The following is a 24,260-nucleotide window of genomic DNA, read 5'->3' on the forward strand; positions in this document are numbered from 1 at the left end:
CTCGGGAACGGAGAATAACTCTAAATCAGCAAAATTATCGAACTAGCGGAGGGAGCCATTTTGAAGCAGATTTTTCGGTATTTTCGATTTCACGTTTTCCTAATCCTCATCTTAGCCTTGAGTCCGATTCTTCCTCATGATGCGTATGGTGATAACGTTCCAACGGGAAGCGGCTCGGAGGTTTACTCCATTCTCAAGGAGCTTTCGGATGCGAAGTATAAAGGGAGAGTACCCGGAACGCCTCAGTATAAGCAAGCCGCCACTTATGTCAAAGGTTTGTTCAAGAAGTGGGGAGTGGCTCCTTTGGGGGTGGACCATCTCTTAAGTTACCAGACCAATCTGGCCACGTACATAGATCAGCCCAGCATGTCGTTAGACGGGAAGCCTCTGACGATCCTGCAAGACTTTAAGCCTCACGGAAGCAGCGGTTCCGGAACGATCAAGGGCGAATCGATTCTCTATGCCGGCATGGGGTACCCCGAGGACATTGCATCGCTTAACCTTAAGAATCAAATTGTTCTGATGGATGCCAATACTAAGCCGGATAAGGCCATGGGCGTAGCGGACCGAATGATCCTGATGAAAAACAAAGGAGCCAAAGCGGTGCTTCTGCTGCCAACCCGGTTTTACCCGATTTACTCCTATGAGCGGCCATTAAATGGCGCGGAGACCGGTATAGTCTCGGTATATATCCGCGAGAAGTTGCTGGATACCGCGAATTTGAAGGTAGGGGATTCGTTGGCCAAGCGTATCGAGATTCATGTCAAGATCGACCGGAAAAGCTCCGTGGAGGCGCAAAACGTGGTTGGCTTCGTACCCGGGAAAGACCCGCATCGTACGGTGATCGTGTCCGCGACGCTGGATGGTTTGGGGTACATCCCGAATACGGCGGCCTTCCAAGCGGCAAGCATGAACGGGAGCGGCGTAGCAGCGGTATTGTCACTGGCCCGATACTATCAAGAACATCAACCGGAAACCAACGTCCTATTTGCCCTGTTCGGCAGCGAAACCACAAATCGCGACGGGGTTACTTCCTTCTTGAAACAGTATTCTTCACTCTCGAAGGCCAAAATCATCGGAGTCTACAATCTATTTGATCTAGGCGGCAGCGAGCAATTTCCGAAACTGTACGGAACCGCAACGGATGGCAGCCCGATAGCCGAATCCATGAAAACAAGCCAGGACGTGGCCTATACGGACCATGGCGTCAAAGAGCTATACAATTTCACCAACGGGGTTTTTGAATCCAAGGGGATTCCCAATGCCTTCATCCGAGGCTCCGAATCCATCGATACCTTGAAAGATACGATTCAGGCCATCAACCTTTCGGCCTTGCAGAAGCATATCAAGACCATTCAAGGCCTTGTCGACCAGTTGATGAAGGATCCGGGTTATGCCCTTTATGTGTCGCCCTCAAGCGTGACCCCGGATGAACGAGGCATGGTATACGTACCGGAAGTAAACCATAACATGAGCTTCTTCTCAACCGAATACTTTGATGTCTATTATGAAGCGGACCGTTGGAAGAATCCCGAGGGCCTCGCCAAGACAATCGACAAGGTCTACGAACAAATTTCCTGGTGGAACTATTTCCCGCAGGATCATGAACGCATCAAGGTATACTATACGAATAGTTATGAAGACAACTGGGCGACGGCCCATCGAACGCCGGAACCTCAGAATAAAACGTCGGGCGGGCTGCAAAGTCCGGATAACCATAGCATAAGCGTGGTTTATGTCCCTAATGTTCCGGAGGATCTGGTCAACTCGCTGGGGACGATCTATCATGAGCTTAATCACAATCTCGTGACCTATAAATTAAAGGAATTGGGATACGGGAACGGGTACAAAACCGAGGTGCAGGAAATTCAAGGGCATGCCAATAACTATGAATCTCAAGAAATGGGGTATCGGGCACTCCGTTCTTCGCTAGCGGGCCTCCTCCAAAAGCCGCTGTCCAGCATCAGCTGGGATCGGTATGTCACAGACCTGGAACCGGGCAAGGAGCTGGATACGACGTATAATCAATCCGCCAGCCTGATCTTCTACATTTACAGTAAGTATGATCCGGAGAAAGGGCGGGAGTTTGCTTACCGCATGTATACGGAGGATAATCAACCGCTGAAAACCATCGTGAAGGAAACCTTGGGCGTCGATTTCGATGATTTTATTACAGGATGGTATGATTGGTTTCAGGGGAAAGAGGTAACCCCCCTTCCCTATAAGAAGGGCGTTTATTCTCCTCCCTCAAGAAGCGCGGCAGGGGATCCTTCGGGAGGAACCGCCTCGAACGGTCAGTTTCAGGCTATCGCGGGGAATATCGCCCAAGGAAATATCACGAGCCAAGGCTTGAAAATTTCCTCGGTTACGGTTGCCCAGAAAGGGACGGATGCGATCTTCTCCATTGCTTATACAAGTCAAAGAGAGTTTTCCTTCTTGTTGTTTGATCCGCCAAACGGCAATCAAATCAGCGTGAGGGATAAAGTAAAGCCAGGAACGAATAAGCTTCAGGTCAAGGTGCCCGTAAGCAAACTGCGATCCGTTGAGAATCTAACCATGAACCTATTTGATAACAGCAGCAATAATTTTATGTCCATCGACATGAATGAATTGTGGAAGATCTTAAAATAGTGGGCGAAAAACAAGCACTGACCTTGTGGGTCAGTGCTTGTTCGTTCCTATTTCTTCTTTCCCTTCGGGACTTGGACCGTAGTGTTGGCGGTCGTCTTGTTGCCGGCCTTGTCGGTAGCTTCGTAGGTAATGGTGTAGATTCTTCCGTTCCCTTTGCCCGAACGCTCCGCCCGAAGCTGGAATTCCTGATCGGCGGTTCCAATATCGGCGCCTTGGATGTCGTTCGGTTTATCCCCGTCGCCGAGGCCGTTATCGCTCTCATTGCTGGTGATGGATACCAACTTGATCGACGCGAGGCCGGAACCCGCATCGGTCGCCTTCCAGTTGATCCGGATCGGAACCAGCTTGTGATTCGGCGTCGAGAGAACGGCGGGGCTGGCGGTAATCTTCAAGACGGGCGGCGTTGTATCGGCAGGTCCCTTGCCCGCCAGCGTCAGTACGCCGTAAACGGAGGTGTCCTGATACCCGTTGCCGGTCGTGTCGTTCCAAGCGGCCACGCTTTGGCGCGCGCCGTCCTTGGCATCGTTGATCTGCGCGTCGAAGCCGATTTTCACGTTGTTCGCCGGGCTGACCGTTTTAAGCGGAATCTTCATTTCGACCGTATAATTCGTGCCGTCGACCTTGGTGGCCGATACGAAACCAGTGGCGAGCTTCTCTGGATTAAAGCTGGCCTCATTCGCATAGTTGACGCGGTATTGTCCATCGTCGTCTTGGTAGAACGAGGTCTTGGCATTGTTTTCGTCCACGAACACCTCGACCGAATCCTGCTCCCAAGGGTTTGGACTGTTCTTATCCAGCTGCGCGTCGCTGACTTGGATCAGGACGTACAGGTTGTGATCGTCCCAGAGGGCCTTAGCCGTACCGGTTGCGCCTTGCCAAGCCGTTTGGTAACGCTGGATCGGCATCGCCGTTGCCTTGCTCCAAACCGCATCCGCCGTTCCATCTACGGTAGGCGTACCATAGAACGCGGTAGACTGGTTGGCTTCCGATACATCCGGTTGATGCTCTGCGATGAATTTGGCCGGATCGATCACGCCGTAGTAAGCCGGTTTGGCCTGAAGGTTCTTGTCGAACAGCAACGGGTTGGACGAGGAGCGCCAGCTGGTGCCATCATCCAATCCCCAGAAGGTGACGCGGGCAATGTGGTCCGCATGCGCCTTGAAGATCTGCATCAATTGCGCGTACAAATAACCTTGCGCGTTGGCCAGCTTCTCGGACAGCTGGTAGTTGCTGCCGGCTTGGATGTCCAACTCGGTGATGCTGACCTCCACGCCCAAGGAAATGAATTTCTCCAGGGACAGTCGAACGTTCTCCGGATTCGTGTTGACGTTATAGTGCGCCTGCATGCCGACGCCATCGATCAGCCGTTTGCCAGGATGGGTCAGCGCATATTTGTCGTTCAGCGCTTTGACCATGTTGTAGATGGCTTGGGCCTTGTTCTGGTTATCTTCGTTGTAATCGTTGTAATACAGCTTGATATTCCATTCCGGATGCCGGTCGAGCACTTCCCGGGCGGCGAGGAACGCCTGCTCGACATAGTCGGCGCCGATCGCGGTCTTCCACGGGGCTTGCCGCAAGGAGGCTTGCCAATCCGCCGGATTCCCGGGGTTATCGTTCATCGCTTCGTTCACGACGTCCCAAGAAATCACCCGGTCGCCGAAATGTTCCATGACGGTTTGAATATGGGTGCGCAAGTTCGCCAAGGCTTCCTCCCGGCTTAAAGGCACCACGTTCCCTTGCGCATCGGTAGCGGTATTCATCCAGGCCGGCGATTGCTGATGCCATACCAATACGTGGCCATGCATTTGCATGCCTTCCGCCCGGACTTTATCGACCATGGCATCCGCCGCGGTAAACGTAAAGTTGCCTTTCGTCGGCTGCAGGCCGTCGGGTTTCATGGCGTTGCCGGCCGTGGCGACGTTATGGTGCATGCCAAGCAGCTCCAGGCGCACGCCTTCCAAATCTTCTGCCGAGATGGCGTTACCGATCAAGAAGTCGTTTTGGTAAGCCGTTTTAACCGGGATCAGGTCCTTTTGGATGGCAATCGGGCCGGATCCGGTGCTTTCGAAGCTCACGTCGTCAATGTAAAAAGAAGCGGTCGCGTTATTCGAACTTTCGACGTAGATCGTTAGGAATTCGCCGCCTACGCTGTTGTAACGGTAGGTTCCTTCAAACTGGACCCAGTTGTCCCCGGTGCTGAGGGTCTTGGGAGAAAGGGCGACGTAATTCGCGCTGCTGCCTTCGCCGATTTGGGTGGACAGCTGGAGTTGCGAGCTGGCGGGATCGATGAGCTTCACCCAGGCCGAAATCTTGTATTCGGCGCCTTGGTCCACGTATTTCTCCACGCGCAGCGTGGGTCCGTGCCAGGTGTTGGTGCGGCCTTCCACCTTCAGCGCATAGGAACCGCCCGGCGTATGGTTCGCCTCGTTCGTCACGGTCAGCGTTTCCGTACCGGCTCGTCCCGTGAACCCGCCGGCGGTTTGATCTTCAAAGGTGATCGTGGAGAAAGGCAATGCCGGGTCTCTTGGCGGTTGCTCGCCGCCGCCGGAGCCTGCTTGTTCCGTGATGCGAATGTCTCCGATGTAGTAAGAGATTGCAGCGCCTTCAGCGTTGGAGTTGATGCGCAGCGCCTTGTCCGCGCCCGTATCCACGGTAAACTCCTTCGTTAACGTCACGGCTTGGCCGGCGAGATAATCCGCCTCGGCATAATTGCCGTAGCTGTCTACGGTTTGGAGGGCGGCTTTGGCGCCGGCAGGCACGCTAACGGCGGCGTCCACGTATACGGTCACGTTGACCGTATAGGTTTTGCCGTTAGTCAGGCCGATGTCGCTAAACCGGAAATCGGCTGCATCCCAGTTGTTCACCCGGTTGCTGACATAGAGGGCGCCTCCGTCCTCGTTGCCGGCAAACGTCTTGCCGGTGACTTGGGTCAGGGTTGCACCTCCCGATTGGATCGCCTTGCCTACTCCGGTCGCGAAGTCCTCATGATACACCGTGACCGTGCCGTCCGAAGCCGAGGTATCGGCCTTGGTTACCGAGATCGGCCATCCAGCAGGCAACAGCAAGACGGCGGCGATCAGCAGCATGAGGGCACGTTTCATCGTTTGATTCATTCGATCACTCCCCTTTGTCAATGAATGTGATGGTTAAGCGCTTTCATTTTGTTGGAAGGCTCCTCCTTTCCTGCCTCAAATAATACCACCCCGCCGGGAAGCCTGGCTTTCTCGAAATTAAAGGGAATACCGTGCTTTTTTTATATAAATTGGTTGGGGTGGCGGCCATGTGCATGATTGTTCCAGCGGTGAGGGAACTGGACCGCCAAACGAGGAAACGATCGAACCCAAATCGTAAAACGAAAAAGACACCCGAAAGGGTGTCTTTTAGTATCATGATTATCCATAAACCCGAATCTCGATCACCTCGGCATGCCGCGCCCCGTTCGTTTCTTCGACGATAAGCCGGATGGCTTTGACCAGGACGGCGGTTTCCAGGCGGTGCACTCGCTTGCGCCAACGATTGTTGGTTTCCGTGATGAGGGTGGTCCAGTTCCCGGCGGGATCCTGGGCCTCGAGCCGATAGCTCTTGACCAGCTCAGGGATCACCTCGAACGGCGTGCGGTGGTGGTGCAGGTTGATCAGGTCCTCGTTGACGTCGTCGTTAAATATCAAATGAATTTCACGGACGGCTTGCTCGTTCTCCCAGGCGAGCTCGACCCAAGGTTGGGCATCCCGCGCCATCGGCTCCGACAGCCAGAGATGCGGCCCGCCGTAAGGCCGCTTATAACCGTCCAGAATCTGCTCAGGGCGATAGGCGTCGGTGGTGAAGTCTGCGCGGAAGCAAAACGTTTTGCGCACCAGGCGCTTCATGCTCCATTCCACGACGGGCTGGCTGTCGTCATGGTCCTCCAGATCCTTCGAGACGCCGGCTGCCGCGCCCCGTTCGAAGGCAAGCAGTCCCGTCAGCGGCGTATGCGACAAGTAGAGTCGGACCGAGGGGTTGCTGCGGATGATGACAAAAGCGTTCTGCGGCTCTTCCGGCGTCCAGTCGAGCCGGACGGGCACCCACTGTCCGTCGCCCTTGGCCACGGCTACGGTCGCTTGGTATTCCAGGGCGGCAGGCACGTAGTTTTCCGGTCTTCCGGTGCTCCACACCTCGACGGTGAGCTCCGTGTCTTGCGCCGAGTCCACCCGCCATTCGATCGTGCCGGCGAGGCCGGGATCGGCCGGAAGCAGCAGGGCGACGTCGCGTTCCAGCGGATACGCCTCATCGGCCGATTCCACCGCCAGCCGGGACAGGAAGGAGGAGGCGCTCAGCTTCGCGCTCCGGGCCAAGTCCGTGGCGTCCTCGTTGGCGACGCCTAGCACGGAGGCATCCCTGTCTCTTATCCACTTCTAGATGGGTTTAGGAGCCAGGGCAATGGGGTCCGCATGCGCCTTGAAGATCTGCACCAATTGCGCGTACAAATAACCTTGCGCGTTGGCAGGCTTCTCGGACAGCTGGTAGTTGGCAGGTCGCCATGACCCGCGTCGTGCCGAACGCGACATGCGTCGCGCTGATGTTGCGGCCCGCAAACAGCAGATTGGACACGTTCGCGGAGTAGAGCGAGCGGAACGGGATATGGTAGTTCCCGTCCGCGTGCAGATGCTTTGAGCCGCTCTCCGTGGCGTACATCCCTTGCGGCGGATGCAGGTCGATCGACCAGCCGCCGAACGCGACCCGGTCCTCGAACGGCTCCTGCGCCAGAATGTCGTTCTGGGTCAGCGTGTAGTCGCCGAGAAAACGGCGGTATTCCCGCTTGCCGGGGATCGAGCCGACCCATTCCAGGGTCATGTGGTCGGCATCGAACTGTCCGGAATTTTTGATGTAATCCCAAATTCCGTAGATGACGGCCGACAACTCGTCGCGGATGCGCTCGTTGTCATGCACGGTGTCCAGCTCGCCGCCCCATTCGATCCACCAGTAGTGGCAGCCCGAGTCGCCGCTGCGGATCACGCGCTTGAGCGGGATCGGGGTCTGCGTAATATCCTTGGCGAAGGACGGCGGGACGAATTTCACCGGGTGCCCGGCATCCTTCGTGTAGAACAGCAGCGTGCTGCCGAGCGTGATGTCGTCGGCGACCTCGGGCGCCCAGGCCTCACCGAATTCGTGCCGGGCCTCCCGGCCGAGCCGGTACTTGGCGCCGGCCAGGAACCCGACCAGCCCGTCCCCGGTGCAGTCGAGGAAGATCGGGCTCTCGAAGCGGATACGCCGCTCCGAGCCCATCATCCAGCCGGTGACGGACCGGATCTGCCGCGCCTCCTCTTCGCCGTCCGCCTCGACTTCGTGCACGTCGGTGTTCAGGTATAACGAGAGGTTCGGCTCGGCCAGTACCGTTTCCAGCACGATCATATCCCACAGATAGGGGTTGCCGTCGGGATTGCGGTACTGGTTCTCCACGAACATTTCGCCCATGATCCCGGTCTCGCGGGCGTACCGGTTCGTGCCGTGCGCGGTCGCTCCGCAGACCCAGACGCGCACCTCGCTGCTGGAATTGCCGCCGAGCACCGGGCGGTTCTGCACGAGCGCCACCTTGCGCCCGAGCCTGGCCGCCGCCACGGCGGCGCAAACGCCGGCCAGTCCTCCGCCGACGACCGTAATGTCGCTGTGTACCGTTTCGTTTCTCATTGGTTTGTAAACCCCTTTCGTTTGACTGAATTAGTTGAAGGAGATGCCGAAATGATGATCCGACGAGCCCTAAGTGTGAGTGCCGAGCCATAAATGCGAGTGGCGAGTAATATATGCGAAAAACCGAATACATTTCGTCTCTTTTGGTGATTTTGGCGGATTGTATATGAAATTTCATATATAATCAGCGCTCAGGGGGACGGAAGCTGGGAATCTGTATGAAAAATCGAATACAATTCGCATTTTTGGTCGTTAGCAACGAATTGTGTTCGAAAAACCGAATACAATTACGGACGAAGAAATCGCCTCACCCCTTCACCGCCGAGCTGGCCACGCCTTCGATAATGTACCGCTGGCCGATCAGGAAAACGACGATCATCGGGATAATGCCGGCGGCGGCAGCGGCCATCATGCCGTTGTAATCCACGGTGTTTTCCAGGATGAAGTTTTGCAGGCCGAGCGGAACGGTAAACAGTTTATGGTCGATCAGGAAGACCAGCGCGTTCTCGTAATCGTTCCAATGCCAGGAGAAGTCGATGATCGCCAAGGTCGCCAGCGACGGCTTGGCCATCGGCAGAACGATGCGGGAGAAGATGCGGAAATGGCCCGCCCCGTCGATAAACGCCGCTTCGGAAATTTCCGCCGGCACGGAGAGGAAGAACTGCCGCATCATAAATACGCCGAAGATCGTGAACATGCCGGGCAAAATCAGCGCCCAATGCGTGTTGAATATCCCGACCCAGTCGAACATGATGAATTTCGGCACGAACAGTACTTGCGGCGGGACCATCATCATCGAGAGGGAAATGAGGAACATCGCGTTCCGCCCCTTGAATTCGATGCGGGAGAACCCGTAAGCGGCGAGGGACGAGAGCAGGACGGCCCCCGCCGTGCTGATGACGGCGACCTTCAGCGAGTTGGCGTAATACTGCACGAAGCTGTTGTCGCCGGACCAGATTTTGACGTGATGGCTCCAATTGAAATGGGCCGGAATCCACCGGATCGGATATTCGAACACCTCTGCAGGCGTCTTAAACGAAGTGCTGATCATCCAGAGGAAAGGAACGATCATCACGATGCTGAAGAACAACATGACAACGGTTAGGATCGTTTTGCGGAGCATGGCTTTGGACATGTCGGTTTCCTCCTCCTTTTAGTAGTGAACCCAGCGTTTTTGGCCCAGCCACTGGATGACGGTGAAGATCAGGATAATCGCGAACAACGCCCAGGAAATCGTGGAGGCGTAGCCCATTTCGTAATAGCGGAAAGCGTTCTGGTAAATGAACAGCGACAAAACGGTGGTGCTGTTGCCCGGACCGCCTTGGGTAATCGCCTGAATGATCCCGAAATGCTTAATCGACATAATGAGGCCGGTAATCAGCAGCAGGAACGTGGTGGGGCTGACGAGGGGCCACAAAATGCTGCGGATCATCTGCCAGGTCCGTGCACCGTCGATCTTGGCGGCTTCCAGCAGTTCGCCGGACACTTCTTGCAGCGCGGCCAAATAGATGATCATGTTGTAGCCGAGCATAAACCAGATCCAGATGATGTCGATCGCGTACATCGAGGATTCCGTCGTCGACAACCAGCCGGGGGGATGGGCGATGCCGATCGACCGCAGGATTCCGTTAATCGGCCCGTTGTTCGGGCTGAACAGCAGCATCCACACGAACGCTACGGCGACGCCGCTGGTAATGTAGGGCATGAAGTACAGCGCGCGAAGCAGATTTTTCAAATAGACGGAACGGTTCAAGATGACGGCCACCACGAAGGCCAGCGCGATCGAGACCGGGACGGACACCAGGAACAGCAACGTGTTTTTGATTGCGATATAAAAAACCTCATCCCCGAGCATCCGTTGAATATTAGCGAGTCCGACAAATTTCGTGTCCGGGCTCATGAATTTGTAATCCGTAAACATGAGGTAAAACGAATAGAGGGCAGGCAGGATAAAAAACAGGATCACGCCGATCATGTTCGGCCCGATAAACAGATAGCCGAGATACTGCTGCCGTTTCATCCAGGAACTTCTCACGCGGGTCTCACTCCTTAACGTCGTATGCTTGCTACTCCAGCATATCAATCGGGGCTTAGGCGGTTAAGGAACAAAACCCCCGACTTCATGCTACAGAAATACGCAATTTCAGGGCTGGGGCGAGCGGACCGGATCATAGTTTTGTTCTATCGCAAGTGCTTGTTTACGCGAAAAAAAACAGCGGCACTCCACTGGAGCACCGCTAACCGCGAACAGGATTCGCTTATGAGGATACGGCCGTTTCGGAAGGTCTCCCGGTTTTGGCCGTTTGCCGGTATTGGCTGGGCGTTTGGCCTGTCAGCCGTTTGAAGATTTTGATGAAGTAGTTGTCGTTCAGGAAACCCACGCGATGGCCCACCTCGTATACGGGCAAATCCGAATGGCGGAGATAATGGATCGCATGGTTAACCCTTACCTGATGCAGATAATGGATCAGGGTGTGTCCGGTTTTCTTCTTGAACAAGGTGCTGACGTAATTCTCGCCCATCATTACCAGCTGGGACATCGATTTGACGGTAATGTCCTCCGCATAATGGGCATGAATGTATTGCAGAATTTTCTGGATTTCCGGGTGGGAGGTGACCTCTTCATGGAGAAGAGGCAGCGCTCCCGGCTGGCGATCCGCCGCCACCTCGGCAGGCAGGGTTCCGGAGGCTTGCGGTTCCCGGCTGAGCAGCTCGCCGCGGATCTTCCGCAACGTATCCCGCAGCGAGTTGACGCTCATGGACAACTTCAGAATATAGTTCGACGCCCCGTATTCCATCGCCTGCCGGACATATTCGAAATCGCTCATGCACGTCAGCATGACGAACCGGGAGTCGTGTCCCTCGGCCCGCGTCTGCTTCAGCAGTTCAACGCCGTCCATGTCCGGCATGATGATGTCGGTAATCACGAGATCGGGTTCTTCCCGCCGGATGAATTCGAGCGCTTCCGTGCCGGTTCCGGCCTCTCCGCAGACGGTAAACCCCAGCTCTTCCCAGGCGATGATCTCCCGCACGGATTCCCGTACGAAGACTTCGTCTTCTACCAGCAACACTTTCCACATGATCAACAACCTCCCGTTGCAAAGATGATTAAGCCGGATGCTCGGACCCGTAAGGCGTGGACAGCAGGAACGGGATCGCGAACCGCACGGTGACGCCCTGCTCGGACGACAGCACTTCCATGGTGCCTTGATCGCGGAACAGGAGCCGCAGTCTTTCCTTGACGTTGCTTAGCCCGATGCCTGGACGCTTGCGCTCGGCCTGGTTTTTTCGCGAGGGGTCCATCCCCACTCCGTTATCCTGAACCTCGACGATCAGTCGGCCCGAGTCCTCCAGGTACACGCAGAGATGGATGAACCCTTGGCCGCGCAAAGGGGCAATGCCATGGATGATGGCGTTCTCTACCAGCGGCTGTAGGCTGAGTTTCGGTACCAGCGCGAATAGAATATGGTCTTCGTATTGATACGTGACGTCGAATTTATGCGAATAGCGGACCTGCTGGATGTGCACATAAGCCTGCACCAGCTCGATCTCGTCCTTTAGGTAAATCAGGTCCTTCTCGGTATTCAAACTGGCTTCCAGCAGTTTGCCGAGAGATAAGGTCATGTTCGTAATCTCGTCGTTGTGCTGGCGGATCGCGATCCATTTGATCGTGTTCAGCGTGTTCAACAGGAAGTGGGGGTTCGTCTGGGCCAGCAGCATCTGGAAATGGACCGCTTCCTTCTGGCGTTCTTCGGCGTTCAGCTTCTGGATCAGGAGATTGGTGTCGTCCAGCATCGTATTGAAGGTGCGCGTCAGGTCCAGGACTTCGCCATGGAATTTGTGCTCCGGCAGGCGGATTTTCAGGTTCTTCTGAACGGCGGCTTTCATCTTGGCCTGCAGATGGGATAAAGGACGGGTAATCGTCGTCGAGATGACGAAGGTCATGATCAGGAAGACGCCCATCAGCGCGAAGAAGGTCACGAAATATTGGCGCTTCAGCTCCTCGATTTCCACGAACAACACGGACAGCGGGATGCGGTTGACGATATACCAGTCCAACGACTCGACGTAAATGTAATTAATGAAGGAGTTGGAATCCTTGTCGATAAAATACTGCTTCCCCGGTTGGTTGGCGATTTCCGCTTTTACCTTTTTCGGCAGCGCCGTATCCGGAACCGACTGGGAGATGTCCTCTCCCGCGCTCGTCATGATAAAATACTGCTGCTGCAAATCCGATTGCTTGTGAATGGTTCGCAGCCAAGACGAGTAGTCGATACTGATGCGGGCTAACCCGTAGGGCGTGTTCCGGCTGTCTTCCAAATACGCGTAGAGGGACAGCAGATACGTACTGGTCGAGACGTCCCGCAGGACGTAGTTCGGATCATTGGGCACCCAATGGTAGGCACTTGCGTTCATGAGCTCTTTGCTGAAGCCCGGCAGGCTTCGGAGCTTGTCGTAGGCCAACGGCTCCCTGGGCAGATACGAGGTGTATGCGTTTTCATTTAGGTCCAGGATCAAGAAATATACCGAAGGATTATACAGGAAGAAGCTATTGTTCAGGTTGTTGAAAATACTCTCCATCTGCCGTTTGTTCTCCAACTCATCGTGCTGCTCGGGATAGCGAAGGACGGATTTGACCGTGTCTTCCTGCTTCAGGAAGATCAGCGTTTTGAAGGCGATGCCGATCTGGTCCTCCAGCGTCCGGTACATTTGCTCCAATTGGGAGTGGCTTTGTTGGCTGATTTTTTGCTGGACCAAGGTTTCGATGCGTTGGTAGTTGTACAAATTCAGGGCGCTGAAGGGGAGAATGATCAGACAGACGAACGCCATGAACAGACGATATTTCAGCTTCTGCGGGATCAGGTATCGCAGCAGTTTGGACATGCGGAACGCCCCCAATACGGTGTAACCGGTGTTTGTGTCCATTATATCACACGCCTAATCCCGCAAACGCCTTCTCGAAAATTGCATAGTTTTGTATCAATCATGCAAAGATTTGTTCTATTCCGATGTCATAAGCGCCGGCTTTTGAAGCAACGGCCCCATGAAAGCCGCCAGCCGCTCGCCGATGCGGACCATGCCGAAATTGCCGGGATGCAGCAGGTCGTGGGACAAGCCCCGCCAGTCATCGAGAAGCTCCTGTCCGTCAACGTAATGGACCTGGGGTTGCCCGGAGCATCGCACGATGTCGCGCAGCGCGTCCCGATACTCCCGGCTGGCGGCGTTGACCTCTCTCTCCGGCCAGGCCCAGCCTAAATCGGCGAAGCTCGGAAACAAGCCGATGCAAACGAGGAGTTTGTCCGGGTGGGCCTTGGCGATGGTCTGCACCATATAGGCGGCCTTTGCTTTGAACTCCGCGGCGGATATGCCTTGATTCAGCATGTTGACCGAAAGGCATAACGAAGCGATGGCCCAATCGTTCCTTGCGGCGATATGGTCGGCCATCGCCGGTTCGCAGAACGCGGCCCCCGGCATGCCCAGGTTGATCGGATCCAGCCCTAACCGCCAGGCCGTTTGGCTGACGTAGGAAAGGTCCGGCGTCGAAGCCGAGATGCCGAACGTAATCGACGTACCGTAAGCCAAGTATTTGAGGGCGGGCATCTCATGTGATTGCGGTGGGCGGACCCTGCCGCTCGGAAGGTCGATCAAATGAACCTCAAATCCCTGCAGCACGATCCGCCAGATCGGGCCATACGCGGAGCGGGGGACTTCCCCGCGCCAGGGCGCCGCGAACTGGAACATCGGCTCCCGTTCTTGAAGGCGGATCGTCGTTGGCGCCTCGCCGAGGCGTACGTCCTCCACCCAGTAATCGCCGTAGTATACCTGGGCCAGGCTGATGCCGCCATAGCTGGCGAGCGTCACGGGCACAGCCGTGCCCACCTCTGCGCCAAACCGGATTTCGATGGCGGATGCCCGGCGGATTTGCTCTTGCCCCTTCTCCAACAGCCCGGCCCGTACCGATTCGGGTACCCGCTGCAGCAGCAGCCCGGGACGGCCCTCCACGGGGACGAGTTCCGCGACGTTATGGAATTCGGCATTGCCGTACAACATGTTACCTGCCTCCTTAGTCCTTATGAAAAATGCCAAAAGAGGAGAAGGCCGCCTTAGGATGCGGCAACGTTCCTCCTCTTTATTTTGAAACTGGCTGCGTTTATTGGTTTTGTTTCAAAAAGCTGTTATGCCGGGCGACCATGGCTTCGATCGTCTGGTCAAGCGTTTGGGCACCGAGGAAATACTTCTCGTATTCCTGGGCACGCAGGTCCATGACTTCCTGCGGGAGGCTGCGCACGTAAGTCGGCGTCGTGTTGTCGAACATGACATACATCAACGAGTCGAGATCGTACGTATCGCGTTTGTCGCCCAGCAAGCTGTTCAACGCGTCGTCTTGGTTGGCGTCCTTGGAGGCGGGTAATCTTCCGCCTGCGGCCATCGGGGCCATGCCGCCGTCCGAATACCATTTCAGGAATTCCCAGGCTTCCGCCTGATGTTTGGATTTGGCGTTAATGGAAATATAGTCGCCCAGACCGCCGCGGGTCACGTATTGATCGGCGCTGTCCACCAGTCTCGGTACCGGTGCGAAAGCGATGGTGAAATCGCGCGGGAAATCCGTGAAGTTGTTCGAGCTGCGCAGCAGCCAGGCGCCGATATTGAGCATCGGCACTTCGCCGCTCAGGAATACCTGTTCGACCGGCATTTTGGACGTGAGCTGCTCGCCGAGCGGTGGCGTCGTTTTGTCTTCCTTCATCATCGTGTTTAGCGTTTCCAGCCATTTGGTCACGAGCGGGTGGTCCAGGTTGGATGTGCCGTCAGCCTTGGTGTAACCCTCTTGGGATAACACGGAGTCGATCGGGTCTACGAAAGGCTCCATATTTTGAATGAACCCGTATGGGTTGCTGCCCTTCAACTTCTTGGCGTATTCGCGCAATTCATCCCAGGTCCAGTCCTTGGGGACCGGCAAACCCGCCGCATCCAAGGCTTCCTTGTTCATCGCGATGAAGAAAGGGCTTTTCGTGGTCGGCACGCCGTAGTATTTGCCGTCGATTTTCCAGCTGGCTGCGTCCCCGCCCATTTTCTCGTCGATGTTGTAATCCGTGAATTGACTCAGATCCAGGGCCAATCCCGAATCCTTGCGCTTGGAGGCTTGCGAAATCGTGTAGTTGACGAACAAATCGACGTCTTGACCGGTGATCATCGCCGTATCCAGCTTCAAATTGCCGTCATCGTCATTCACGAAGCGGACATATTCGATTTGAACGTCGGGATGCTCTTTGTTCCAGTTGTCGATCACTTCCTGCGGCCCCGACTCCGGCGGAACGCCGCCCCACATGGTTAACTTGACCGGGCTTTTGGCCGTCTCCGCGCCTCCGTTGCTAGCGCTTTCATTCTTGGCGGCGGAAGAGCCGTTGCCATTGCCGTTCCCCCCGCAGCCTGCCAAGAGGCCCGTCAACAGTACAAGCGCCGCAGCCCCGGCGATCCAGCGTTTTTTCTTATTCACAATTGACACCCTCCCTAAGCAAACTCGTTATTGTCTTTGCATCCTCAGCATAACAAACCGGGTAAACCGTCATAAGTAACAAAATACCAGAGAATATGGAACAAACCTGTGCATTTTGCCGGGAGGCGGGGAGGGGAAATGTTCTATCGGACTAGAGAAATAAAGTGTTAAAGTCATCTTGACTTTCCAAATCCGAATCGCTACGATGTTCTGGTTGTTAGGATAGAAATGTGGCAGAGAGAGGATTAGAGTTGGAATGAAAAAGAGAATCGCGGATATTGCTATTATTATTGTGGGGGCCTTTTTGTTTGCGTTGGCCGTCAACTTGTTTATTATTCCGAACGACTTTGGTGAGGGGGGCGTTACGGGGGTCACGATCATTTTGTACTACTTGTTTCAGTGGTCGCCGTCGCTGGTCAATATCGTGATCAACGGGTTGCTGCTGATTGTGGGATACAGGTTCCTGGATCGACGGACGACGATCTATACGGTGATTGCGGTAGCATTTAACTCGTTGTTCCTGCATTTGACGGAAAACTGGCGGATCGATTCGCACGAGCCTACTATCAATGCGGTGTTCGCCGGCGTGATCGTAGGGGTAGGTATCGGTCTGATCGTACGGGTCGGCGGGACGACGGCAGGAACCGTCATTCTGGCGCGGATCGCCAATAAATATCTCGATTGGAATATCAGCTATGCGCTGCTGTTTTTCGATCTGATCGTGGCATTCTCCTCCTATTTCATCATTGGCGCGGAGAAGCTGATGCTGACGATCGTGATCCTATATGTAGGCACGAAGGTGATGGACTTTATGATTGAGGGGCTGAATCCCAAGAAAGCCGTCACCATTATCTCCGAGAAACAAAACGACATCGCCGAGATGGTCATCACCCAAATGGACCGCGGCGTAACCGTCCTGTCGGGCCATGGCTACTATACGAAGAACCCAAAAGAGGTTCTCTACATCGTCATCAGCAAGCAAGAGGTATCCACCTTGAAAAAAATCGTCCGCTCCATCGACCAAGCTGCGTTCCTGACAATCCACGATGTGCGGGATGTGTTTGGGGAGGGATTTTTGGATATATCGAAGTGAGGTTTCGGCTGGGAAATTAGCTTTGAATGTGACGATAACAAAGCCCCGGCAGATATAGGCTTCCGGGGGCTTTATGCATCGAAATCTCTGACCTTTCTTGCAAAAATAACGAAATCATCAAGGTGGTGCTCAAGAATGGCCTGGACGATTTCAATTTGTATGCTCCGGTAATCATGTACGGCTATATTACGGAAACCAACCATAGCCTTCAGATTACGGTTAAGCTCTTCGTCAATCACCCCATTATCCAAGAGCAGATCAAAAGCCTCCCGACTGCTCTGAGGGATTCCCCATTTATTTTCAGAGATCAGATGCATGGCCAGATCGATACAAGCTTCACAGGCGCGCTGTAGGTTCAAGATTATGGAATCCTGTTTAGTGTAGTTTTCGAGGTTCTCTTGCTTTCCTTCATACTCTTCATGGATCCGTTTCAGGCAACGGTTGATCGTTTCTGATTTGTTTGTTAGGATATCGCGGTTCAATTTGCTCACCCTCTCCGGTAATTCTCCATGATTTCTTTGCGTTCGTCGTTAAGTAGGGCGTATTCCTTGAGGGCTTGCATAAATGCAGTCTGCCGGACATACGGCTCGACATCTTGCAGTACCTCGCCTGTTCCAATGATTTGTGCTTTGAAGACGGGATTGGCCAGAGGAAAATAAATCAGATCAACCTCGCGCCCTACCAGATTGGCAAGTTCAGAAGCGGCCATAAATAGTTCATACGCGGAGGGAGAGAGTTCCTCGGATATAAAAGCAATATCTACATCGCTGTCTTGGCGCATCTCTCCCCTTGCAGCCGACCCGAATAATATTACGGTATGCGCTTTGAAGTGCTCGTTTAAATAATTGATTATGGCGGATTTTTGTTGTGGTTCAAGTCTTGGATTCGGCATAAGACACCATCCATTCGTTCAGTCAAATTGGAACCTTATCTTGAGCGTATCCAAATATGCTTGAAAATACAAGTGAGGGAATCAGACGGGTACTTAGGTTACTTACTCAAATATCACTTCCTGATCCGCATTATAGATATGAACCGACGAGCTTACTTGGACTGCTTCATCATAATCCCCTAGAGCAATATAGCTCTTTCTTGAAGGGTCCATTTCTTGCCGATGCCATTCGTTCTGGTTGAAAGTGGCCTGAATGAAGCTGCCTTCCTGAAGTAGCTGGTCATCATGGATTCGAATCATGAGGTAAGGATATCCTGATTGAATGCCAAACACCTGAACGGGCTGGCTGTCGTCTCGTTCAGCATGAGATCCATATGATAATCCAGCTTCTGGTTGATTACGCTGACGACACGTCGAGAATTTCGAAGTTCTCTTTTTCTTGCAACTGCTGGATATGGGAGTTGGTAACGGGGCTGTAGGATTCGCGTTGAGACAGGTAAACTAAGAGAATAAGCGTTATAAGAAAGAGTAGGGGGAGTCCGCGGGTCAGCCATGGTGTATTGAGCATAGTTTTACCTCATGTGTTCAAAATGTTAAATGGTCAAATATCGAAAAAGGCATCCTAACGATCCTTTAGGCTATTTAATGTTTCATCGTACTCAACTATCACACTAGAAAGGGTTTCGAGAAACTCAGCGCTGATTCCTTCAGGTAGAGTTACATTTTTGATCTTATGGATAATAATTGCTCCTTCAGTTTGCTCCAGCCCGATTTGCTTCAGAGCTTCAGTCATAGTAATTCTGAGCTCTTTTTCTAACTTCGTTACTTTACGCTCCATTTCGTACATCACCTTCGCCTTTCATAGAACTTATTATTATACTATTCAACCGTTATAACAACACGTTGGAATCCGATTGCAACTTTGTTTTAACCACTCTTACACCATAATTTATTTACGGGCAAGGCTTAGAGTGGCGCATGACCGATTCAAAAGATTCCCTAGATTTAGGGAGATGATACGTATATACGTACCACATGCCGCCTCTATTTTTGTTATTTTCTTGATAAAAAGGAGGCCTTATTATGTTACCTATTCTCGAGTCTTTCTACTACGGCCACCTCATCTATGAGGAGAAGAGAGCCCCGAAAGATCCGCAATACTACCAACTCAGCAGAGAGCTATCCAAAGCTACGATAGCATGGAAGGAGAAGTTATCTAGTGAGGATTTCACAGAATTGGAGGTACTAATCGACTTGCAACAGCAAATTCAAGGAATGGAGATGGCGGCAGCGTTCACGCATGGTTTTAGATTGGGTGCTGGATTGATGATCGAAGTGCTCTCGGGAAATGACGGGGAAAGGGGGTAAATTAATCGCTAAGTCGATTGGGTAACTCGATGAAAAAAAGGCATATGGTCTCTGCATACGCCTTTACTATGCAAATCGGTTGCCTCTCCTAAAATACCCTCAAAACCACCCACAACCCCACCAACGTCGCGAACAATATCGGAATCGTCAGCACGATACCAACCTTGAAGTACGTTCCCCAGGAGATGCGGACGCCCTTCTTGGCGAGGACATGGAGCCAGACCAGGGTGGCGAGCGAGCCGATTGGCGTGATCTTCGGGCCGAGGTCGGCACCGATGACATTGGCGTAGATCAGCGACTCGCGGATCGGGCCGGAGGTGGCGGTTTCGGCGATGCCGAGCACCCCGGTCATGACGGCCGGCAGGTTATTCATGATCGACGACAAGAACGCGGTGATGTAGCCCATAGCCATCGTGGACACGAACAGGCCTTGATCCGCCGCCGCTTGGATGAGGTCGGCCAAGACCTCGGTCAACCCGGCATTGCCGAGGCCATATACGACGAGGTACATCCCGATCGAGAAAACGACGATGTTCCACGGCGCGCCTTTCATGACGGCCTTCGTGTCGACCGCTTGGCTCCGGCGGGCGATCGCCCAGAAGATCAGGGCCACCGCGTCGGCAAGCAAGGAGACCGGGAGATGAAGAAACTCGCTCACCAGGTATCCGATCAACAGAACCCCCATCACCACCCAGGACAGGCGGAACAGATGCAGGTCTTTGATCGCCTCGGTCGGTGCTTTCAGCTGGGATGGATCATAGGCCCGAGGAATGCTTTTGCGAAAATAAAGCAGCAGCACCGCAATCGTCGCCCCAAGCGAAAACAGATTCGGAATCATCATCCGGGCGGCGTATTGCGCGAAGCCAATCCCGAAATAGTCTGCCGACACGATGTTAACCAGGTTGCTGACAACAAGCGGCAACGACGTGGTGTCCGCAATAAACCCGCTAGCCATGATGAACGGGAAGATCATTTTTTCCTCAAATTTCAAATGTCGGACCATCGCCAGTACAATCGGTGTAAGAATCAAGGCTGCCCCGTCATTGGCAAAAAATGCCGACACCACCGCTCCCAACAGGCTGACATAAATGAACATGCGGATACCGCTGCGTTGTGCCGCCCGAGCCATGTGCAGTGCTGCCCATTCAAATAAGCCGATCTCGTCCAAGATCAGCGAAATGATAATGATGGCAATAAACGTTAAAGTGGCGTTCCACGTGATTTGTACAACTTCCCCCACGTCGTCAAAGCCAACGACGCCGGCCAGTAGGGCCAGTACCGCGCCGCCACAAGCAGACCACCCGATATTCAGCCCTTTTGGCTGCCAAATGACAAAGGTCAAGGTTATCACAAAAATAAGCGATGCTGCCAAGATGTCAAAGTCCATCGGTTTCTCTTTTTCCCCCAAACGCGCTCTATCAATCTCTTTCTATCTATAAGCCGTTAATCATTGTCTCACTGCTTTTCTCTTTTGTACATAGGGGAAATAGGAACGTTGCGGACAAGCATCATTTCAATATTATTTACTGTGCGGAGGGGTGCATATGCAGACTATTTTAAACGCAACGGACGTAAGAGCTAACTTTGGTGGATTTATTGATACGATTGTGAGAGAGAAGCCGCAAGCGATTAAACGCAATCGGGATGTCATTATGGCCTTTTCCAAACAGCAGATGAAAGAATTGTTATCGGTTTATGAATTGACTTTTGAATATGAACAAGATGAAGATGGCCGTTATGCAGGGTCTATCGAGCAGATTGAGGATATTGTTGCAGACGGTGAGACACTTGATGAGCTTCGATTAGAATTAGCCCGTCAATTGGTTGAATATGCGATTGATTATGAAAATAACTACTTTCGATACTACAATACACCTAACCGCCATAATCATGCCCCATATATATTACGCGTGCTGATCGAGGATGACCTTGAGTCGGTTGCAGGGATGCTGCATGCCTAGTAGGAGTGATCTGGAGAACTTCCTTAAGCACGATGGATGGATTATAGTAAGTCAGAACGGTAGAGACAAAATTTATGAAAAACGTTGCCTGATGGAGAAGTGTTGCGGACGGCCGTGTCCAAAGGGACAGGTGAAATCGGCAAGGGACTGTTTAATCGGATTCTCAAACAGCAACTGCGCGTTGATAAGGAATATTTTAATTCTAAGAAGTGATGCTAAATACCCAAGACCAGCGCTTTGGTTCTATTTAGGAACTACCTCGCGCTGGTCTTATTTTTAATGAACAGTACCCTCTCACAACAATAACCAAACAACCACCGGCGCCAGCACCGAGCCGAATACCGCGCTAAAGGTCAGCGCCACCGTACTGGTCGAGACGACGGTGGGTCCAAACTCGGCGGCTTTGCCTGTTCCAAGCGCGTGGGAGGCAGCCCCAAAGCCAATGCCCCGCCCATACTCGCTGGTGATTCCCAAGCATTTGAAGACCAGCGGCCCCAGGATCACGCCCGTTAGCCCCGCGATCATCACCAGGGCGGAGGTGACGGAGGCGTTGCCTCCCAAGCTGCTGGAGATTTCCATCGCTACCGGTGTGGTGATGGATTTGGGCAAGAGGGACAGGATCAGTTCACGGGGATACCCTTCCCATAGGGCCAATCCAATCCCGCTGATCATTCCGGCCAAAATCCCAACGAAGGTGCCGGCGAGGACGGCTTTCCATTCTTTGAGCAACGCGTCGAGCTCTTTGTACATCGGATAAGCGAGAGCGACGACGGCGGGGCCAAGAGCATACTGCAGCCAACGTCCGCCACGCATGAAATCCCCGTAGGAGTTCCCCGTCGTCATGAGCAAGCCGATGACCAGCGTGGAACAGGTTAAGACAGGGACGAGAATCGCCCATTTCAGCTTGCGATACATCCCGCTCATCAGAAGGTATAAGAAGACAACGCCCAGCACTATGCCTGTTTCGTATAGGACTTCACGCATGTAGCCGCCTCCTCTGGTTGAGCTTTTGGAGTTCGTTGGGCCGCCCATTGCGTCGTCAACCCCGCTAGAACCAAGGTTAAAAGTGTGCTGAATACAACAATTACAATCAGCCATTGTCCACCATGAGTGAACACCTGAAAATAGTCCATAACCCCAACCGTAGCCGGGACCAGAAATAAGGGGATGTATTTTTGCATAAACCCGGCCCCTTGTTCGATCCACTTTGCAGGGACGATCCGTAACTTAAGCGCGAGGAACAGAAGGACCAGGCCGAAGATGCTGCCGGGAATCGGCGCCTGCGTCCACATCTGAAGCAACGTACCTGCACCGTAGAATAAAGTAAGCAACGTAATCTGTAAGAAGAACTTGATGACTTTCATAATTGATGAAGAGGGGTCCCTTCATTCCGCCTCCCTTACTGCCGAAAAATGTCATGGCTATCTTATCCCAATCCCGAGCGCACTTACAAGGGCAAATTACCGAACAAAATTGTAAGCGCTAATCATGGTTCGCCTGGTGAAGTGCGAAGTGATAAGGGTAAAAAAGGGCTTTATTTCCTCTAAAGATCGAGTTTGGCGCGAAATAGCTGCATTTTTACCCTTATATCATAAAAGTAGGCTGGAAAAGAGGAGTTTGGGTGGGGATCCGGCAAAATAACGCCACAAAAGTCCCTTATTTAACGTACCGCGAGTTCAAAAGTCCACATAAGACCATAAATGTCCGTTATTCCGCCCACCGCCCACCGTTACTTACCTCCCAAGGCTTCCCGTTTTTCTTCAATCCCACCTCCTGCCTCCCCCCATCCCCCGACACTCCCAATTTAATAAACTTCGCCATTTCCATTAATCCAGCGCAAACAGTCAAAACCTATACTCTTCTTGGGTCGAACTCAACAGAAATACATGGCGAACCCACAATAATCCACAGGGAGTGCATAGAAACCATGAAATTTGGGTTAAAAAAGCAGGTAGTGCTGGGTCTGGTCTTATCCTTGTTCGTATTGATGCTTGCCGCTTGTGGAGCAGGGGGTAACGGCGGCAACGGGAGTAGCGCCGCTGCAACGGATACAAGCGGATCGGCACAGGCGGAAGAGCTGTCGCTGGCCGATCTGGAAGCGAAGGCCAAAGAGGAAGGTTCGGTTGTGAGCGTCGGTATGCCGGACACGTGGGCGAACTGGAAAGATACCTGGGCAGATCTGAAATCGAAATATTCGCTGGATCACACGGACACGGATATGTCGAGTGCCGAGGAGATCGCCAAATTTGAAGCGGAGAAGGATAAGCCAACCGCGGACATCGGCGACGTCGGTATCGCGTTTGGTCCGGTTGCAGTGGATAAAGGCGTAACGCAACCGTACAAAACCTCGTATTGGGACGAGATCCCGGATTGGGCCAAGGACAAGGACGGCCACTGGGTCGTCGGTTATCAAGGCTCCATCGCGTTTTTCACCAATACGGAACTGGTCAAAAATCCGCCGCAAAGCTGGGAAGACCTGAAGAACGGCGACTATAAAATCATCGTTGGTGACGTGACCAAAGCCGCGCAAGCGCAAATGGCCGTCCTCGCGGCCGCCATGGCCTATGGTGGGGACGAGACGAACATCGAGCCGGGGATTGCTTACTTCGAAGACTTGGCGAAAAAAGGCCGCTTGTCCAGTGCGGAAGCTTCGCTGGCGAACATCGAGAAGGGCGAAGTGCAAGTGACCTTGTTCTGGGACTTCAATGCCCTGAATTACCGCGATCAACTGGGCGGTGCGGGCAAGTTTAACGTGGCGATTCCGAAGGAAGGCAGCGTGGTCAGCGGCTACGCCACGATCATCAACAAATACGCGCCGCATCCGAATGCCGCGAAGCTGACGCGGGAATACATCTTAAGCGATGCCGGCCAAATCAACCTGGCGAAGGGTTATGCCCGTCCGATCCGCGAAAGTGTACAGCTTCCTGAGGAGGTTGCCGCCAAGCTGCTGCCGGCGGAGGCCTATGCCAACGTGAAGCCGGTCACCGACTACAAAGCCTGGGAAGAAACGACGAAGAAGCTGCCGCAACTGTGGCAGGAGCGCGTGCTCGTTCATATGAACTAACCGGGCAAATCACGGGTCCGTGTTCAACCCATTGAGGGGGGGCGTCAAACGTCTGGGACGGGGGACGCCCCTTTTTTCTAACCAAGGAGGGT

21 protein-coding genes are annotated in these 24,260 nt (G+C 53.5%); 5 read left to right on the forward strand and 16 right to left on the reverse strand.

All coding sequences use genetic code 11. From position 1 onward, the window contains the following. Positions 1–60: 60 nt before the first annotated feature. Entirely contained in the window at positions 61–2,631 is a 2,571-nt protein-coding gene (locus BN3277_RS09245; RefSeq protein ID WP_059041987.1) for a M28 family peptidase, read from the forward strand. Between the two features lie 47 nt (positions 2,632–2,678). On the opposite strand, the gene BN3277_RS09250 is transcribed toward BN3277_RS09245, so the two are convergent. The 9 genes from BN3277_RS09250 to BN3277_RS09290 all read right to left on the reverse strand — a co-directional run bounded on the left by BN3277_RS09250 (position 2,679) and on the right by BN3277_RS09290 (position 15,790). Further along, positions 2,679–5,744, reverse strand: a complete 3,066-nt coding sequence (locus BN3277_RS09250; RefSeq protein ID WP_059041988.1) for an endo-1,4-beta-xylanase — start codon at positions 5,742–5,744, stop codon at positions 2,679–2,681. Between the two features lie 279 nt (positions 5,745–6,023). Continuing rightward, a complete protein-coding gene (locus BN3277_RS25500; RefSeq protein ID WP_148501020.1) occupies positions 6,024–6,962 on the reverse strand; it encodes a hypothetical protein in 939 nt (312 codons plus the stop codon). Positions 6,963–7,032: 70 nt separating this feature from the next. Continuing rightward, complete coding sequence (locus tag BN3277_RS25505; RefSeq protein ID WP_392396627.1) at positions 7,033–8,295, reverse strand: FAD-dependent oxidoreductase; 1,263 nt, start codon at positions 8,293–8,295, stop codon at positions 7,033–7,035. A gap of 307 nt (positions 8,296–8,602) precedes the next feature. Beyond that, the gene (locus BN3277_RS09265; protein ID WP_059041990.1) at positions 8,603–9,430 is read right to left on the reverse strand and encodes a carbohydrate ABC transporter permease; all 828 of its coding nucleotides are present in this window, start codon (positions 9,428–9,430) and stop codon (positions 8,603–8,605) included. Between the two features lie 18 nt (positions 9,431–9,448). After that, positions 9,449–10,330 (reverse strand): carbohydrate ABC transporter permease, encoded by an 882-nt coding sequence (locus BN3277_RS09270; RefSeq protein WP_059041991.1) that lies wholly within the window; start codon positions 10,328–10,330, stop codon positions 9,449–9,451. Positions 10,331–10,553: 223 nt separating this feature from the next. Continuing rightward, entirely contained in the window at positions 10,554–11,375 is an 822-nt protein-coding gene (locus BN3277_RS09275; protein WP_059041992.1) for a response regulator, read from the reverse strand. 28 nt (positions 11,376–11,403) lie between these two features. Beyond that, positions 11,404–13,221, reverse strand: a complete 1,818-nt coding sequence (locus tag BN3277_RS09280; RefSeq protein ID WP_232436373.1) for a sensor histidine kinase — start codon at positions 13,219–13,221, stop codon at positions 11,404–11,406. Positions 13,222–13,296: 75 nt separating this feature from the next. Continuing rightward, positions 13,297–14,346, reverse strand: a complete 1,050-nt coding sequence (locus BN3277_RS09285) for an SGNH/GDSL hydrolase family protein (RefSeq protein ID WP_059041994.1) — start codon at positions 14,344–14,346, stop codon at positions 13,297–13,299. A gap of 100 nt (positions 14,347–14,446) precedes the next feature. Next, positions 14,447–15,790, reverse strand: a complete 1,344-nt coding sequence (locus BN3277_RS09290; protein ID WP_059041995.1) for an ABC transporter substrate-binding protein — start codon at positions 15,788–15,790, stop codon at positions 14,447–14,449. A 256-nt stretch (positions 15,791–16,046) separates the two neighbouring features. On the opposite strand from BN3277_RS09290, the gene BN3277_RS09295 reads away from it, so the two are divergent. Further along, positions 16,047–16,883 (forward strand): YitT family protein, encoded by an 837-nt coding sequence (locus tag BN3277_RS09295; protein ID WP_059041996.1) that lies wholly within the window; start codon positions 16,047–16,049, stop codon positions 16,881–16,883. A 71-nt stretch (positions 16,884–16,954) separates the two neighbouring features. Here BN3277_RS09295 and hepT read toward each other — a convergent pair whose 3' ends face one another. The 4 genes from hepT to BN3277_RS09315 form a co-directional block, all read right to left on the reverse strand. After that, positions 16,955–17,365, reverse strand: a complete 411-nt coding sequence (hepT, locus tag BN3277_RS09300; protein ID WP_059042705.1) for a type VII toxin-antitoxin system HepT family RNase toxin — start codon at positions 17,363–17,365, stop codon at positions 16,955–16,957. 5 nt (positions 17,366–17,370) lie between these two features. Beyond that, on the reverse strand, positions 17,371–17,775 hold the full coding sequence (gene mntA, locus BN3277_RS09305; protein ID WP_059041998.1) for a type VII toxin-antitoxin system MntA family adenylyltransferase antitoxin: 405 nt from the start codon (positions 17,773–17,775) through the stop codon (positions 17,371–17,373). 102 nt (positions 17,776–17,877) lie between these two features. Continuing rightward, positions 17,878–18,075 (reverse strand): hypothetical protein, encoded by a 198-nt coding sequence (locus BN3277_RS09310; RefSeq protein WP_059041999.1) that lies wholly within the window; start codon positions 18,073–18,075, stop codon positions 17,878–17,880. 322 nt (positions 18,076–18,397) lie between these two features. Further along, positions 18,398–18,613, reverse strand: coding sequence for an AbrB family transcriptional regulator (locus BN3277_RS09315; protein WP_232436374.1), 216 nt, complete (start codon positions 18,611–18,613; stop codon positions 18,398–18,400). Positions 18,614–18,858: 245 nt separating this feature from the next. Here BN3277_RS09315 and BN3277_RS09320 point away from each other — a divergent pair, with 245 nt between their 5' ends. Next, positions 18,859–19,143: a DUF6809 family protein gene (locus tag BN3277_RS09320; protein WP_059042001.1), complete on the forward strand. Its 285-nt coding sequence runs from the start codon at positions 18,859–18,861 to the stop codon at positions 19,141–19,143. Positions 19,144–19,231: 88 nt separating this feature from the next. Here the strand turns inward: BN3277_RS09320 and BN3277_RS09325 are convergent, their stop codons facing one another. After that, entirely contained in the window at positions 19,232–20,530 is a 1,299-nt protein-coding gene (locus BN3277_RS09325) for an arsenic transporter (protein ID WP_059042706.1), read from the reverse strand. 157 nt (positions 20,531–20,687) lie between these two features. Between BN3277_RS09325 and BN3277_RS09330 the strand changes: the two genes are divergently transcribed. Further along, complete coding sequence (locus BN3277_RS09330; RefSeq protein WP_059042002.1) at positions 20,688–21,104, forward strand: hypothetical protein; 417 nt, start codon at positions 20,688–20,690, stop codon at positions 21,102–21,104. Positions 21,105–21,398: 294 nt separating this feature from the next. Here the strand turns inward: BN3277_RS09330 and BN3277_RS09340 are convergent, their stop codons facing one another. Together BN3277_RS09340 and BN3277_RS09345 are read right to left on the reverse strand one after the other, a co-directional pair. Beyond that, complete coding sequence (locus BN3277_RS09340) at positions 21,399–22,088, reverse strand: LrgB family protein (RefSeq protein WP_059042003.1); 690 nt, start codon at positions 22,086–22,088, stop codon at positions 21,399–21,401. Beyond that, complete coding sequence (locus BN3277_RS09345) at positions 22,058–22,468, reverse strand: CidA/LrgA family protein (protein ID WP_059042004.1); 411 nt, start codon at positions 22,466–22,468, stop codon at positions 22,058–22,060. Before BN3277_RS09345 ends, BN3277_RS09340 begins: the two co-directional genes overlap by 31 nt. A gap of 563 nt (positions 22,469–23,031) precedes the next feature. Between BN3277_RS09345 and BN3277_RS09350 the strand changes: the two genes are divergently transcribed. After that, a complete protein-coding gene (locus BN3277_RS09350; protein WP_059042005.1) occupies positions 23,032–24,168 on the forward strand; it encodes an ABC transporter substrate-binding protein in 1,137 nt (378 codons plus the stop codon). Positions 24,169–24,260: the final 92 nt, after the last annotated feature.

The sequence above is a fragment of the Paenibacillus rubinfantis genome (assembly GCF_001486505.1).
Classification (GTDB): Bacteria; Bacillota; Bacilli; order Paenibacillales; family Paenibacillaceae; genus Fontibacillus; species Fontibacillus rubinfantis.